The sequence below is a fragment of the Sphingobium sp. TomMM35A genome (assembly GCF_054771735.1).
Genome location: NZ_BSRC01000002.1, coordinates 800,073 through 814,052 on the forward strand (window position 1 = coordinate 800,073; position 13,980 = coordinate 814,052).

General features: G+C 64.3%; 13 protein-coding genes. 10 read left to right on the plus strand and 3 right to left on the minus strand.

Annotation, left to right across the window (positions count from 1 at the left end; genetic code table 11):
* Positions 1–17 precede the first annotated feature (17 nt).
* On the minus strand, positions 18–1,640 hold the full coding sequence (locus ACYU8T_RS16660) for a GMC family oxidoreductase (protein ID WP_461160362.1): 1,623 nt from the start codon (positions 1,638–1,640) through the stop codon (positions 18–20).
* A gap of 258 nt (positions 1,641–1,898) precedes the next feature.
* Here ACYU8T_RS16660 and ACYU8T_RS16665 point away from each other — a divergent pair, with 258 nt between their 5' ends.
* The 10 genes from ACYU8T_RS16665 to ACYU8T_RS16710 all read left to right on the plus strand — a co-directional run bounded on the left by ACYU8T_RS16665 (position 1,899) and on the right by ACYU8T_RS16710 (position 12,195).
* A complete protein-coding gene (locus ACYU8T_RS16665; RefSeq protein WP_097092963.1) occupies positions 1,899–2,417 on the plus strand; it encodes an SRPBCC domain-containing protein in 519 nt (172 codons plus the stop codon).
* A gap of 16 nt (positions 2,418–2,433) precedes the next feature.
* The gene (locus ACYU8T_RS16670) at positions 2,434–3,339 is read left to right on the plus strand and encodes a LysR substrate-binding domain-containing protein (protein WP_461160363.1); all 906 of its coding nucleotides are present in this window, start codon (positions 2,434–2,436) and stop codon (positions 3,337–3,339) included.
* A gap of 133 nt (positions 3,340–3,472) precedes the next feature.
* A complete protein-coding gene (locus tag ACYU8T_RS16675) occupies positions 3,473–4,450 on the plus strand; it encodes an NADPH:quinone oxidoreductase family protein (protein WP_461160406.1) in 978 nt (325 codons plus the stop codon).
* Positions 4,451–4,464: 14 nt separating this feature from the next.
* A complete protein-coding gene (locus tag ACYU8T_RS16680) occupies positions 4,465–6,549 on the plus strand; it encodes a 3-hydroxyacyl-CoA dehydrogenase NAD-binding domain-containing protein (RefSeq protein ID WP_461160364.1) in 2,085 nt (694 codons plus the stop codon).
* Entirely contained in the window at positions 6,546–7,748 is a 1,203-nt protein-coding gene (locus tag ACYU8T_RS16685) for an acyl-CoA dehydrogenase family protein (protein WP_097092960.1), read from the plus strand. Before ACYU8T_RS16680 ends, ACYU8T_RS16685 begins: the two co-directional genes overlap by 4 nt.
* Positions 7,741–8,784 carry a phosphotransferase family protein gene (locus ACYU8T_RS16690; RefSeq protein WP_461160365.1) on the plus strand — a complete coding sequence of 348 codons (1,044 nt, stop codon included), beginning with the start codon at positions 7,741–7,743 and terminating at the stop codon, positions 8,782–8,784. Before ACYU8T_RS16685 ends, ACYU8T_RS16690 begins: the two co-directional genes overlap by 8 nt.
* Positions 8,781–9,821: an alpha/beta fold hydrolase gene (locus ACYU8T_RS16695; protein ID WP_461160366.1), complete on the plus strand. Its 1,041-nt coding sequence runs from the start codon at positions 8,781–8,783 to the stop codon at positions 9,819–9,821. Before ACYU8T_RS16690 ends, ACYU8T_RS16695 begins: the two co-directional genes overlap by 4 nt.
* Positions 9,818–10,651 carry a TIM barrel protein gene (locus ACYU8T_RS16700; RefSeq protein ID WP_461160367.1) on the plus strand — a complete coding sequence of 278 codons (834 nt, stop codon included), beginning with the start codon at positions 9,818–9,820 and terminating at the stop codon, positions 10,649–10,651. Before ACYU8T_RS16695 ends, ACYU8T_RS16700 begins: the two co-directional genes overlap by 4 nt.
* 123 nt (positions 10,652–10,774) lie before the next feature.
* Positions 10,775–10,981 (plus strand): ferredoxin, encoded by a 207-nt coding sequence (locus ACYU8T_RS16705; RefSeq protein ID WP_461160368.1) that lies wholly within the window; start codon positions 10,775–10,777, stop codon positions 10,979–10,981.
* Positions 10,978–12,195 (plus strand): cytochrome P450, encoded by a 1,218-nt coding sequence (locus tag ACYU8T_RS16710; protein WP_461160369.1) that lies wholly within the window; start codon positions 10,978–10,980, stop codon positions 12,193–12,195. The genes ACYU8T_RS16705 and ACYU8T_RS16710 overlap by 4 nt, the downstream gene beginning before the upstream one ends.
* A gap of 40 nt (positions 12,196–12,235) precedes the next feature.
* On the opposite strand, the gene ACYU8T_RS16715 is transcribed toward ACYU8T_RS16710, so the two are convergent.
* Positions 12,236–13,093 carry a helix-turn-helix transcriptional regulator gene (locus ACYU8T_RS16715; RefSeq protein WP_097093298.1) on the minus strand — a complete coding sequence of 286 codons (858 nt, stop codon included), beginning with the start codon at positions 13,091–13,093 and terminating at the stop codon, positions 12,236–12,238.
* A 14-nt stretch (positions 13,094–13,107) separates the two neighbouring features.
* Complete coding sequence (locus ACYU8T_RS16720) at positions 13,108–13,977, minus strand: helix-turn-helix domain-containing protein (protein ID WP_461160370.1); 870 nt, start codon at positions 13,975–13,977, stop codon at positions 13,108–13,110.
* Positions 13,978–13,980 lie beyond the last annotated feature (3 nt).

Consider the following 13,980-nt stretch of genomic DNA (forward strand, 5'->3'; position numbering starts at 1 on the left):
TCCCGATCGCAGCAGCGTCAGGCTTTCAAGATCATGTCCGCCGCCTTTTCGGCCACCATCATCGTGGGGACGTTGGTGTTGCCGCCCGGCACGCGGGGCATGACGGATGCATCGACCACCCGAAGCCCAGCGATGCCGCGCACTCGCAACTGCGGATCGACGACCGCCATCGGGTCATGCCCCATGCGGCAGGTGCCCACCGCGTGAATATCGGAAATCGCCGTCTCGCGCAGATAGGCGTCCAGCTCGTCGTCCGACTGGATGCTTGCGCCGGGCGCCAGTTCCTCACCCCGGAAGGGATCGAAGGGAGCCTGCGCGAAGATGTTGCGCACCGCCCGGATCGCTGCGCGGCCCATCGCCATGTCATTGGGGGTCGAAAGTATGTTCGGATCGATCGACAGCGGCGCGGATGCGTCCGGACCGGTCAGCTTGATTTCGCCGACGCTCTCCGGGTTCAGCAGGTCGATATGCGCGAAATAGCCATGTTCCATGATCAGCTTGCGCCCCATCGCTTCGTAGAGCGCCATGGCGAAATGCACCTTCACATCGGGATATTCCGCGCCCGGCATGGTCTTGAGATAGGCGCCGATCTCCGCCGGAGGGCTGGCCAGCGGCCCCTTGCGGAACAGCAGGAAGTTGGCGACCGCCTTGGCCGCCACGACCGGATGGAAAACGTTGAAGAGCGACACGGGCTGCGTGCAATATTGCTTCACGCTGACCGCCACATGGTCGCGGTAATTCTGGCCGACGCCGGGCAGGTCATGCGCCACCGGCACCCCGGTCTGGCGCAGATGGTCCGCTGGTCCAATCCCCGACAGCATCAGGATCCAGGGCGAATGGATGGAGCCTGCCGACAGGACCACCTCGTGCGTCGCATTCGCCTCTTCCAGCTGCCCCTCGCGCCGCCACGCAACGCCAGTCGCGCGGCCGTCCTTGACGATCACCCGCTCCACATTCGCGCCCGTGATCACGCGAAGGTTGGGCCGCTTGCGCGCAGGTGTCAGATAAGCGCGCGCCGCGCTCCATCGCCGCCCGGCCGACGCGGTGACATCGGCGGGCACCACGCCCTCGCGCTGCGATCCGCTGGGATCGTCATTATAGGGAACGCCCGCCGCGACCGCAGCATCGCGAAACGCCTTGGCCAGCGGATTGTTGATGCCGGGCCGCGTGACCAGCACTGGCCCGCCCTGGCCATGATAGCCTTCTTCGCCGCCCGGCTGAAAATCCTCCAGCTTCTTGAAATAGGGGAGCACATCGCCATAGCTCCACCCTTCATTCCCCAGCTGACGCCAGCCGTCATAGTCCGCCGCCGCGCCCCGGTCATAAACCATGCCGTTGATGGAGGAGGAACCGCCCAGCACCTTGCCGCGCGGCGTATACATCTGCCGCCCGCCTGCATTGGCCTGCGGCACGCTGACATGCATCCACTGGAACATGCCGCGATACATGATAGGCAACAGTCCGCCCGGCGCGTGGATGAAGACGCTGTTGTCCCTGCCGCCCGCCTCTAGCAGCAGCACGCGATTACGCGGATCTTCAGACAGGCGCCCAGCGAGCACGCATCCTGCCGATCCGCCGCCAGCGATGATGAAGTCGTAACTGTCGGCCATGATCTCTCCCGCGCGAATTCCAACGTCCATTATCTTCTACGATGCTAAGGCGCCGGGACTCGGCAGAAGTACCGGAGCAGGCTGGATCGCGGATGACGTGTTGCGCGCTGAATTGGTCAATATGATACGCAGGTCAAGCCGGATTTACCCCGCGCGCCGCCATTGACCGGCAGAAGCTGCCTGTTATTGTCTACGCAAACAAGCGCGACACGTAGCGGAACCTGCGATATTCGCGTTGCCAAACAGAGGCGGCACGCCTGCCGGTTCGCCCTTATCGAGGAGAAGAGGATGTCCACGCAAACCCTGACCGCTGATCGTTTCGATCCGTTCAAAGTCTATGATCCCGAAACGCTGGTCGCGTCCGACCCCGTCGAAATCGACGCGCCTGCGATGGTCGTTTGGAAAATCCTGACCGACATGCCCCGCTATGGCGAATGGAACCCCTTCTGCGTCTGGGCGGAATCGACGCTGGAAATGGGTGCGCCGGTCTATATGCGGCTCAACAACTACGCCAATCCCGGTTCGCTCGCGCCTAACTGCGAATATGTCTGCGCCTTCGAACCCGGCCGTCTTCTGTCCTGGGAGCTGCCCGACAATGAAGCATGGCCCTATCCCGCTCGCCGCGATCAGATCATCGAGGAACTTGGGCCCGAAAAGTGCCGCTATCAATCGACTGACGCCTTTACCGGCCCCAACGGCATCCACGTCATGCGCTTCTGCGGACCCTGGGTGACGCGCGCCTTCAACGACACGGCCAAGGCTTTGAAAGCCCGTGCCGAAGCCATGCACCGGGGCGAGATCAGCTGATCGCCGCCACCGGCAAGTGAGGATAACATTACGCCAGATCGCGGTATTCGAAGCCGTCGCCCGCACCGGCAGCGTGGCGGGCGCGGCTGACGAGATCGGGCTCAGCCCCTCGGCCGCGAGCATGTCGCTCAAGGACTTGGAAACCCATCTGGGCGTGCAACTGTTCGCCCGGTCGGGCCGTCGCATGCTGCTGACCGACCGGGGCCGCCCGATCCTGGAAATGGCGCGCGGCATATTGGTGCAGGTCGCGGACCTTGAATCCCTTTCCCTGCCTGAAGAAGTGCGCGGGCGGCTGCGCATAGGGGCGGCGGTTCCCGTCGGCGACTATGTGCTGCCCGGCCTGTGCGCCGCTTTCATGCGCCTGCACCCCGGCGTCCGGGTGGAAATGCGCATCATGCCGTCCCATGAGGTGATGGAGGGCGTACGCAACATGGCGCTGGACGTCGGCTTCGTCGGGGCCCCGGTCAACAGCAGCTATCTGGAGGCCGAGCCATGGCTGCGCGATCGGCTGGTTGTGTGCGCCGCGCCGGACCATCCCCTCGCCGGACGTGAGGCGGTGCCGCTCGCGGACCTCGGCGACCAGCCATGGGCGCTGGAAAAGACCCTGTCGAGCGAGCGCATCTCCTTCACGGTCGAAACGCTCAAATCCATGAACTCGCTCAACATCGTGTTCGAAGGCGAGAGCGTGGAGGCGATCAAGCGCATCGTGCGCGACGGAGCCGTGCTCGCCTGCCTGTCCAGCCTGACCGTCGCGGATGAACTGGCGCGCGGCGAGCTGGTCGAACTGGCCGTGCCGGAACTGCACTTCACCCGCATCGTAAGCCTGGTCAGCCGCCGCGACACCCAGCAGCCCCAGGCCTGCCGCGCCTTTCACGAATTCGCCCGGCAATGGGGCAAGCAAATTGGCGGATCAGGAAAATAGCTTCTTGCGCTGCCTATCCATCAGTTTTTCTGATGTCATACGTCGGAAATACGAAATGGTAGCATCGCCTCCAAAGGCCTAATCAGGTCATGCATCCCCGGTAGGTGTGTTCAAGGAGAGTGATGTGAAAGCCATGATCTGCAGCGCATTCGCGCCGGTCGAAGAGTTGCACCATGGCGATTTCCCCGAGCCTCAAGCAGGGCCGGGGGAAGTGGTGATCGACGTGGCAGCCGCCGGGGTGAATTATCCCGACGTGCTGATCGTGCAGGGCAAATATCAGACAAAGCCAGCCCTGCCGTTCGTTCCCGGCAGTGAAGCAGCGGGGCGCATCGCCGCCGTTGGACCTGACGTAAAGGGATTCACTGTCGGGGACCGCGTCATCGCCTTCACCGGCAGCGGCGCTTTTGCCGAGCAAGTGCGCGTGCCCGCGACGCAGGTCTGGCCGGTGCCCGACGGCGTCGATCTGGAGGTCGCGGCGGGCATCTCCATTACTTATGGCACCTCCTATCATGCGCTGAAGGACCGCGCGCAGTTGAAGCCCGGCGAAACGCTGCTCGTGTTGGGCGCGGGCGGTGGCGTTGGCCTTACTGCCGTGGAACTTGGCAAGCATATGGGCGCGCGCGTGATCGCTGCTGCGTCCAGCGCGGAAAAGCTCGCGCTCGCCAAGGCTCAGGGGGCAGACGAACTGATCGATTATGCGCAGGAGGATCTGCGCGAACGCATCAAGCAGCTGACCGAAGGAAAGGGCGTCGATGTCGTCTATGATCCTGTCGGCGGCCCCATGAACCTGACGGCGGTGAAAAGCCTCGCTTGGGGCGGCCGTCTGCTCGTCATCGGTTTTGCCGGTGGCGACATCCCCTCCATCCCCGCCAACCTTTTGCTGCTCAAAAGCGCGTCAGCGGTCGGCGTCCTCTGGGGCAACAGCGTCCGCGCCGATCCGGTCGCGCAGGGCGAAAACATGCGCCAGCTGCTCGCCTGGCTGGCGGACGGCTCGCTCAAACCCGTCATCGACACGCGCTTCGCCCTGCCTGACGCAGTGGCCGCGCTCCAGCATCTCGAAAAGCGCAAGGTGAAGGGCAAGGTGCTCCTGACCCTCCAGCCTGCGTCCTGAACAGGAAATCCTTCATGTCCGAAACAGTCAGCTTCCACATCCATGGCGCGATCGCCGAAGCGGTGATCGATAATCCGCCGGTCAACGCCACCTCCGCCAGCGTGCGGCAGGGGCTTTCCGAAGCCATTCGCCAGCTGGAATCCGATCCCGCCCTCCAGGCGCTTGTCATCCGTTGCGAAGGCAAGACCTTCATCGCTGGCGCGGATATCAAGGAATTCGGCAAGCCCATGGCTGATCCCGGCCTGCCGCTGGTCATGGAAATGATGGACCATTCGACCAAGCCGATCATCGCCGCCGTCCATGGCACGGTGCTGGGAGGCGGCCTCGAAGTCGCTCTCGCCTGCCACTATCGCATCGCCGCGCCGGGCACGAAATTCGGCTTTCCTGAAGTGAAGCTCGGCCTCATGCCCGGTGGCGGCGGCACCCAGCGCACGCCACGTCTCGCTGGCCTCGCCACCGCAATCAAGCTGGTGACGGAAGGCAATCAGATCGGCACGGACGAGGCGCTGAAGTCCAACCTTATCGACGCCGTCGCGACGGGCGGCGACCTTGCGACCGAAGCACGCAACTTCGCGGAAAAGCTGGTGGCGGAAGGGAAGGGGCCGCGCAGCTCCTCCACCCTGCCCATGCCCGCCGATGATCCGACGCTGTTCGAAGAAGCGCGCAAAACCGTCGCCAAGAAGATGCGCGGCCAAACCGCGCCCCTGCGCGCGTTGGAAGCCATGCGCCTCGGCTATGAACTGCCCTTCGACGAGGCGGTGAAAAAGGAACTCGCGATCTTTCGCGAATGCATGAACGGGTCGCAGTCAAAGGCGCTGCGCCACCTGTTCGCCGCCGAACGCGAAGTCGCGCGCATCCCCGGCCTCGCGCCCGACACCCTGACCCGCAACATCGAGCGCGTCGGCGTCATCGGCCTTGGCGTCATGGGACGCGGCATCGTCATGGCGGTCGTCAGCGTCGGAATCCCCGTCATCGCCGTGGGCCTCGATCAGGCCAATATCGATGCCGCGATGAAGGCCATCACCAAGATGTGGTCGTCCTCCGTCGCGAAGGGCAGCATGTCGCAGGAGACGATGGACAAGCGCCTCGCGCTCATCACCACTAGCGACGATCCCCGCGACCTGTCGCCGACGCAATTGGTGATCGAGGCAGTGACCGAGGATCTGGACATCAAAAAGGCCGTCTTCGCCAAGCTCGGCGAGGTTACGCCCGCTGGAACCATCCTCGCCTCCAACACCAGCTTCCTCAACATCGACACGCTGGCGGCGGCATCCGGACGCCCCGAAGACGTGTGCGGCATGCACTTCTTCAATCCCGCCCATGTCATGCGCCTGCTGGAAAATGTCCGCGCCGCAAAGACCGATCCTGAAGTCGTCGCGACGATCATGGCGCTGGGCAAACGCATCGGCAAGCTGCCGGTCCTGTCGGGCGTCTGCGATGGCTTCATCGTCAACCGCATGCTCTCCAAGCGCTCCCGCGAGGGCTTCTTCTTAGTGGAGGAGGGCGCAAAGCCCGCCGCGATCGACAAGGTGCTGCTGTCCTACGGCTTCCCCATGGGGCCGTTCGCGCTTGGCGACCTCGCAGGGCTTGACGTGCAGGCCGCCGCCCGCAAGGCCCGCGCCGCCAGCGCGACGGAACGCGAATTGCGCGCCGACTTCCCCGAGCAGATGGTCGCCGCGGGACGGCTGGGGCAAAAGACCGGCTCCGGCTGGTACAGCTATGACGAGAACCGCAAGGCGAGCCCCAATCCCCAGACCGACGAAATGATCGCCGCCCATGCTGAGCGCCACGGACTCACCCTGCGCGAAATCGGCGAGGATGAAATCCGCGAACGCCTGCTCTACGCGATGGTGAATGAAGGCGCGAAGCTGCTCAGCGAAGGCATCGTGCCGCGCCCGCATGAGATCGACGTGGCGCTGGTGAACGGCCTCGGCTGGCCCAGCTACACCGGCGGCCCCATGCATTGGGCCGATCAGATCGGCCTCGATAAGGTGCTTGCCACCATCGAGAAATTCCGCGCCGAACAGGGCGACGCCTATTGGACGCCCGCGCCGCTTCTTGAGCAATATGCACGTGAGGGCAGGGGCTTCTACGCATGAGCTACGAACCCAATGCGAAGACCGCCGACCTGCTCGCCCGCCTGCGCGCTTTCATGGACGCGCACATCTATCCCAATGAGAAGCGTTACTATGAGGAGGTCGCTACCGGCGACCGCTGGGCGCATGTCACGCTCATCGATGACCTCAAGCCGCTGGCGAAGGACGCGGGTCTCTGGAACCTGTTCCTCCCCGAAAGCACCCATGGCGCGGGGCTCACTAACCTCGAATATGCGCCGCTCTGCGAGGAAATGGGCCGCGTTCACTGGTGCCCCGCCGTCTTCAACTGCGCCGCGCCCGACACCGGCAACATGGAAACGCTCGAACGCTTCGGCACGGACGAGCATAAGGAACGCTGGCTGAAACCCATGCTGGCGGGCGAAATGCGCTCCGCCTTCGCCATGACGGAGCCGCAGGTGGCTTCGTCCGACGCCACCAATATCGAAAGCTCAATCGTGCGCGACGGCGATGACTATGTCATCAACGGCCGCAAATGGTGGATTTCGGGCATGGGCGAGGCGGACTGCGCGCTCATGATCTTCATGGGCAAGACCGATCCGACTGCGCCCAAGCACAAGCAGCAGTCGATGATCCTGGTCCCCCGCGACACACCCGGCATCACCGTGCTGCGGCCCATGACCGTGCTCGGCTATGACGACGCGCCGCACGGCCACATGGAAATCCTGTTCGAAAATGTCCGCGTGCCTGCCTCCAACATGCTGCTGGGCGAGGGCCGCGGCTTCGAAATCGCACAAGCCCGCCTTGGCCCCGGCCGTATCCATCACTGCATGCGCATGATCGGCATGGCCGAACGCGCGCTCGAAGCCATGTGCCGCCGGGTGAAGAGCCGCGTCGCCTTTGGCAAGCCGCTCGCCGAACAGGGGGTCATCATCGAACGCATCGCCAACAGCCGCATCATGATCGATCAGGCGCGGCTGCTCACCCTCCATGCCGCGCACCGCATGGACACGGTCGGCAACAAGGTGGCGAAGGCGGACATCGCGATGATCAAGGTCGCAGCGCCCAACATGGCCTGCCAGGTTATTGACTGGGCGATGCAGGCGCATGGCGCGGCGGGCATCAGCCAGGATTTCTTCCTTGCCAGCTACTATGCCCACGCCCGCAAGATCCGCTTCGCCGATGGCCCCGACGAGGTGCACCGTCACCAGCTCGGCCGCCTCGAACTCGCCAAATATGACTGACGTCCGCACGCTCGACACCAACCGCCTCGGCCCATGGCTTCAGGCCCATGTGCCGGGCGCGGACGGGGAAATCAGCGCAGAGAAATTCGCGGGCGGCCAGTCCAACCCCACCTATTTGCTGTCGGTGGACGGGCGGCCCCGCTTCGTCCTGCGCCGCAAGCCCGATGGCGTGCTGCTCCCCTCCGCCCACGCGATCGAGCGCGAATATCGCGTCACCGATGCGCTGAAGGACAGCGCCGTCCCCGTCGCCCGCCCCCTCGCCCTGTGTGAGGACGCGGGCATAGTCGGCACGCCCTTCTTCATCATGGCCTATGCGCAGGGCCGCAATTTCTGGGACGCGCGCCTCCCCGATCTTGCGCCCGCCGACCGCGCTCCCATCTATGACGAAATGAACCGCGTCCTTGCCGCGCTGCATGCGATTGACCCGGCACAGGTCGGCCTCGCCGACTATGGCAGGCCCGGCAATTATTTCGCCCGTCAGGTCGCCCGCTGGACCAAACAATATCGCGCCACGCAAACCCAGCGGCTCGACGCGATGGAGCAGCTGATTGACTGGCTCCCCACCCACGATCCCGGCCTCGAAGCCAGCCGCATCGTCCATGGCGACTATCGCAACGACAATATGATCTTCGCGCCCACAGAGCCCCGCATCATCGCGGTCCTCGACTGGGAACTCTCCACGCTCGGCCATCCCCTCGCTGACCTCGCCCAGCATCTCATGGCCTGGCGCGTGCCCAAGGAAGGCTATCGCGGCCTGTCCGACGCAGACTTGCCCACGCTCGGCATCCCGTCCGAAGCGGATTATCTGCAAGGCTATGCACAGCTTAGCGGCGCAGGCCCCATCGACCCCAGCCATTGGCGCTACGCCCTTGCCTTCGCCATGTTCCGCAACGCCGCCATCCGCCAGGGCGTCTATCACCGCGCGATCAGCGGCAATGCATCAAGCGAAGCCGCCGCCATCCACGGCGCGCGTGCCGGAGAAATAGCAGGCCTCGCCTGGCGCATCGCCCGCGGGGAAGAGGATGCCCATTTATGACAGAAAAACTTATCAACGCAGGCGACTACCGGCTCCGCGCTGTGGAGCAGGGGGAGGGGCCGCTCGTCCTCATGATCCACGGATTTCCCGGCCTCGCCTGGTCATGGCGGCACCAGATGGAGCCGCTCGCAGCGGCAGGCTTCCGCGCCGTCGCCATCGACAGCCTCGGCTATGGCGGCAGCGACCGTCCCACCGATCCCGCCGCCTATGATGCCGACCGGATGCAGGCCTACCTCATCGCCCTGCTCGATCATTATGAAGCGGACAAGGCGGTCATTGTCGGCCAGGATTTCGGCGCGCAATATGCCTGGAACCTCGCCATTCGCGCGCCGGATCGCGTGGCGGGCCTCATCGCCACCATCCCCTATGATTATGACATGGCCGGACGCGCCATGCTCGGCAGCGCGCCGCGCCTTTCCCCCGACGAGCCCGCGCGACCGGAAGCATCCTCCCCCGACCGGCTCCCCAGCGAACGCTTCGCCGTCATGGCCGCCGAGCATTTCGTCCACTTCCACTATTTCATGGAGGTCGGCCCCGCCGAGCGCGAACTGGCCGACCGCGCGCCTGAATTCCTCGCCCGCCTCTTCTACGCCCTTTCCTCAAAGGGCGACCTGTGGAGTTGGAAAACGGTCTCATCAGTCGGCAGCGGCTATCTAGACGTCCTGCCCCCCGCCCCTCCGCTCCCCTGGCCCTGGCTTTCCCAAGCAGAGTTCGACCGCTTCGTCAGCGAATATGTCGATGCCGACCCGATGCTGCGTTTCATCGGCGGCCTCAACAGCTATCGCACCGCCGACGTGAACTGGCGCATCGGCAAAAAGTGGGCCGACCATGATGTCGAAACGCCCACCCTGTTCCTCTATGGCGAAAAGGACCCGTCCTTCGGCTTCTTCACCGATTGGGAAGCGCGGTTACGCAAGCGCGTCCCCGGCCTGCGCGACATCATCGCCATCCCCGAAGCAGGCCATTTCGTGCAGCAGGAACAACCCGCCGCCTTCAACAAGGCGTTGCTGGACTTCGCTCGATCGGTGACGCAATGACCGCCCGCTGGCCCATCGGCGGTCATCTGGGCCTTAGCTCGCCCGACCAGCCGATGCTCGCGCATCTCGCCCGGTCCACCAGCCCGCTCGACCAGATCGACGTGCTTGTCGATCATGGCTTTCGCGGCGTGCAGGACCTGTTCCTGATGCTGCGGCCAGAGGCTGAGCAAGTCGCGATGGCCGATCGGATGGCGAGCCGCGGTCTTGTCCTCTCCAGCTTCAGCGACCTTAAATATTGGAACCAGCCGGTCTGGAGCGCCGAGGATGAAGCAGGCCTCGAACATCTGCGCAGCAGCGTGGAACTGAGTGTCGAGATTGCCGCCCGCTTCAACGGCGGCAGCGTCGTTTGCGTGGCTGGCCTGGACGATCAGCGCCCGCGTGACGTGCAACTCCGTGCGATGACGGAAAATCTGAAGCGCTACGCCGAACAGGCCGCCCGCAGCGGATTGACCCTATTCGTCGAACCCATCGCCGCCAGCCGCATCCCCGGCCTTCTGCTCGATCAGCTGGAGGACGCCGTGGAGATGGTCCGCGCCGTCGCCATGCCGTCGGTCCGCCTGCTGTTCGACACCGGCCATATCGCAATGATGGGCCATGATGTGCCCTCATCCTTCGCCGCCTGCGCGCAGCAGACCGGCCTTGTCCAGTTCGCCGACATACCTAATCGCGTCGATCCCGGCCTGGGCGAACTGGATTGGCCCGCCATCCTGAAGGCGATAGAGGATCATGGCTATCGCGGCATGATCGAACTTGAGTTCGAACCGGCCAACCCGACCGCGACCGGTGAAACGCAAATGCTCGACCGCCTGAAAGCGTTTGGCATCTTCTGACCGGCAGCCAGCGCCAATGTCCTGATCTGCTCCTTATGACGCATTTTGCTCCGTCGCGACAATAGGCCCCCGATCACCGCTTTGGTAAAAGGCGGCAACACATGATCAGAAGAGTCTGGCCCGATGAGAGTGGTTGCCAATCTTGCCCAATGTCAGGGGCACGCCCGATGCGAAGACCTGTGCCCGGAGGTGTTTTCAACTGACGCGATCGAGGGAAAGGTCGTCATAGAACAGCCCGAATTCCCCCCGGAGCTTGAGGAAAAGGTGCGGCTCGCCGTGCGCAATTGCCCGGAAGGGGCTCTCCGCATCGCGAAGGGAGCCGCGGCATGACCGTCACCTATTATCCCGCCGCGCCTACCCATGTGCCTGAAGACCTGATCCTGGATTTCGACTTTTTCGACATGCCTGCGGACGTGTCCGATCCGGTGCAGATCTGGCACGGCCTTATCCAAAAAGGTGCGCCGCCCATTTTCTACACGCCGCGCAATGGCGGCCATTGGGTGTTCCTGCGCTACGCCGACATTGCCGAAGCCTATCGCAATCACGAGATTTTCTCGACGCACAAGGCGCAGATTCCCCCGCTCGAACCCTATCCGGTTCTTCAGCCCAACGGCGTCGATCCGCCACAGCATGACGTGTTCCGCAAATTGCTCGCGCCCATGTTCACGCCGCTTGCCGTTCGCCGGATGACCGACGGATTGCAAAGCCGCGCCGAACGCCTGATCTCCGGTTTCGCCGGGAACGGCGGGTGCGACTTCGTGCACGACTATGCCGCGAAGTTCCCGACCGGCACGTTCCTCGAACTCTTCGGCCTGCCTGAAGAGCGCCTGCCCGAATTCCTGCGCATCTCCGACACCTTCTTCCGCAGCACCGACCCGGAGGTACGCGCCGCAAACCTGCTCGAAATCTATGACGTGCTGGAGGAATTGTTCCGCGAGAAGGAGCGCAATCCCGGCACCGACATAGCCTCCACCGTGGTGCAATCGCGCGCCGCGGATGGCAATCCCTTCCCCTGGACCGACATCATCAATTGCGGCTTCCTGCTCTTCGTCGCGGGGCTGGATACTGTCACGAACACCATGACCTATGTCTGGCGCTACCTCGCGACATCGGCCGACGCGCGGCAGAAGTTCCGCGACCGGCTGGACGATCCGTCCGCATTCCTCCTCGCCATCGAGGAATTGATGCGCATCAACGCGGTCTCCAACATCTATCGCCGCGTCACCCATGATTGCGAGTTCAAGGGCGTGCATTTCCGCCGCAATGATCGCGTGGTCCTGCCCAACACAGTGGCGAACCGCGACCCGCGCACGTTCAGCGACCCACAGACGATCGACCTCGATCGCAAGGTCAACAATCACGTCACCTTCGGCCTCGGCCCGCACCGTTGCATCGGGTCGCACCTCGCCAAGCGGGAGATCATGATCTCGCTACAGGAATGGCTGCGGCAAATCCCCGAATTCGAACTGGACCCCGATCAGGACGCGGAGTCCGTCTTCGGCGGCCCGGTCATGGGCTTCACCTCGCTCAAACTGCGCTGGTGACGAGGAGTGCGGAGGGTTTCGCGAGAAGCCTTCCGCGCCCTCACTCCATCAAAGCCGCCGACCGCTGTCGATATTCGCGCGGCGACAAACCCGTTGCCCGGCGAAAAGCCCGGGCAAAGCTGTTGCCGTGCGAAAATCCCGCTTGCTCCGCCACCTGCTTCATCGGCACATCGCCGCGCGCCAGCAGCAGCTTCGACTGCTCGATGCGGTAGGTTTCGATATAGTCTGAAATGGTCTTGCCGGTAAGCGCCAGGAACTGCCGATGCAGATGTCGCGTGCTGATCCCGCACAGGGCAGCCAGTTCAGATACGCCGGGCATAGGCGCGCCTGCCTCTATCCGCTCGCGAATACGGCGAAATTGCCAAGGGGCCAGGCGGCTGGCCGTCGCCGCGCCCGCGGCCTGATGGAACACGCGGCCCAGCTCCACCCGCACCAGCTGGAACAGCGCCTCCATGGCCTCGCTCGACCGATCGAGCGGATTGATCAATTCACGATGGGCCAGCCGCATCAAACTGCGCAGCGCGTCGTTCCGAATATTTAGCAGCCCTTGCAGAAATGGCAGCGAAGGCGCGCCTGTGCCAATGATCGCCGCCCCATGCTGCTCGTCGAAAAGGCATCGGATCACGCGGATTTGCCTGCCCTCCGATCGCCCGCCGATCGCCACGCCCGGATGGCGGACGAACAACGCGCCCATGAAGCAGCGCCGTTCCGGGTCGATATCCGGGAAATAGGCCGATGCGTCGGCCGCCATCGGGGGCAGCGACATTTCCAGCATCAGCTGCTGCTGCGTCTGCTCGAAACTCACCATGTCGGGCCAATGCCATTCCACCAGCTCGAACCGCCCGCCCGACACAGTGCAGGATGCGATGACCGTGGCGGTGAAATCGATATCGTCCATGTTCGCCGCCATCCCTATCGCATCAACGCCCGCCAGGCACCCGGCGGCCGCCCCGTCTCGCGCCGGAATGCCGCCGTAAAGGATGGAGCCCCAGCATAGCCCAACGCCCGCGCAATCTCTTCGATCGACCCCTGATCCTCGGTCAGCATCGCCTTGGCCCGGTCGATACGCCGCCGCCGGATCGCCGCGCCTGGGCTGATCCCCGTGCTATGATGGAAACAGCGGATGAAATGATCCCGGCTGATCCCACACCGCTCCGCCATGGCGTCGATCGAGGGTGCATCACCAGGCGCGTCAATCATCGCCAGCGCAATGCGCAGCGCCCGCGCGGACAGTCCACCCCGCCGCCGCCCCGCGCGCTCCGCCGCCTGGGTCAGGAACCGCCGCAGGTCCAGCAGGATCAACCGCACCAAAGCCTCACCGACATCGGCGCTGTCCTCGCCCGGATTCTCCACCTCCGCCGCCAGCCGCAGCATAGCTTCCTCGATCGGCGGCGAATGCATGTCGAAACAGGCGCTGAGCGTCGCGTCGTCGAAACTGATCCCCGTCAGCGCCAGGGCGATCCGCTCATCCTCAAAGCGGATGCGGATGGTGTCGAACGCGCCTTGCGCCACATGAAATTCCATCGGCACGCCAGCCGGGCGCAGGGCCAGCGCGCCCATGCGCGCGAAGGGACGGCGCGGATCACCCGCCTTCCGCCCCTCCGACCCGGTCAGCAGTCGTGACAGCCCAAGCATCAGGACTGACTGCGCCTCGACCATCTGCACCGTCTCTTCCCGCACTTCGGGGTAGGCGCAAATTTCGACCACCGCGCCATCCAGCCGGACCGACCGCCGCACGATGTCGGCGCTCTCCCGCGCCAGCCGGATCGAAATCGCATCCATGGG

What these genes read in the sequence shown, in the direction of transcription:
- ACYU8T_RS16720 (WP_461160370.1), bottom strand. Translation starts at nt 13,977, where the DNA reads ATGGATGCGATTTCGATCCGGCTGGCGCGGGAGAGCGCCGACATCGTG.
- ACYU8T_RS16675 (WP_461160406.1), top strand. Translation starts at nt 3,473, where the DNA reads ATGATCTGCAGCGCATTCGCGCCGGTCGAAGAGTTGCACCATGGCGAT.
- ACYU8T_RS16715 (WP_097093298.1), bottom strand. Translation starts at nt 13,093, where the DNA reads ATGGACGATATCGATTTCACCGCCACGGTCATCGCATCCTGCACTGTG.
- ACYU8T_RS16705 (WP_461160368.1), top strand. Translation starts at nt 10,775, where the DNA reads ATGAGAGTGGTTGCCAATCTTGCCCAATGTCAGGGGCACGCCCGATGC.
- ACYU8T_RS16660 (WP_461160362.1), bottom strand. Translation starts at nt 1,640, where the DNA reads ATGGACGTTGGAATTCGCGCGGGAGAGATCATGGCCGACAGTTACGAC.
- ACYU8T_RS16685 (WP_097092960.1), top strand. Translation starts at nt 6,546, where the DNA reads ATGAGCTACGAACCCAATGCGAAGACCGCCGACCTGCTCGCCCGCCTG.
- ACYU8T_RS16690 (WP_461160365.1), top strand. Translation starts at nt 7,741, where the DNA reads ATGACTGACGTCCGCACGCTCGACACCAACCGCCTCGGCCCATGGCTT.
- ACYU8T_RS16710 (WP_461160369.1), top strand. Translation starts at nt 10,978, where the DNA reads ATGACCGTCACCTATTATCCCGCCGCGCCTACCCATGTGCCTGAAGAC.
- ACYU8T_RS16700 (WP_461160367.1), top strand. Translation starts at nt 9,818, where the DNA reads ATGACCGCCCGCTGGCCCATCGGCGGTCATCTGGGCCTTAGCTCGCCC.
- ACYU8T_RS16680 (WP_461160364.1), top strand. Translation starts at nt 4,465, where the DNA reads ATGTCCGAAACAGTCAGCTTCCACATCCATGGCGCGATCGCCGAAGCG.
- ACYU8T_RS16665 (WP_097092963.1), top strand. Translation starts at nt 1,899, where the DNA reads ATGTCCACGCAAACCCTGACCGCTGATCGTTTCGATCCGTTCAAAGTC.
- ACYU8T_RS16695 (WP_461160366.1), top strand. Translation starts at nt 8,781, where the DNA reads ATGACAGAAAAACTTATCAACGCAGGCGACTACCGGCTCCGCGCTGTG.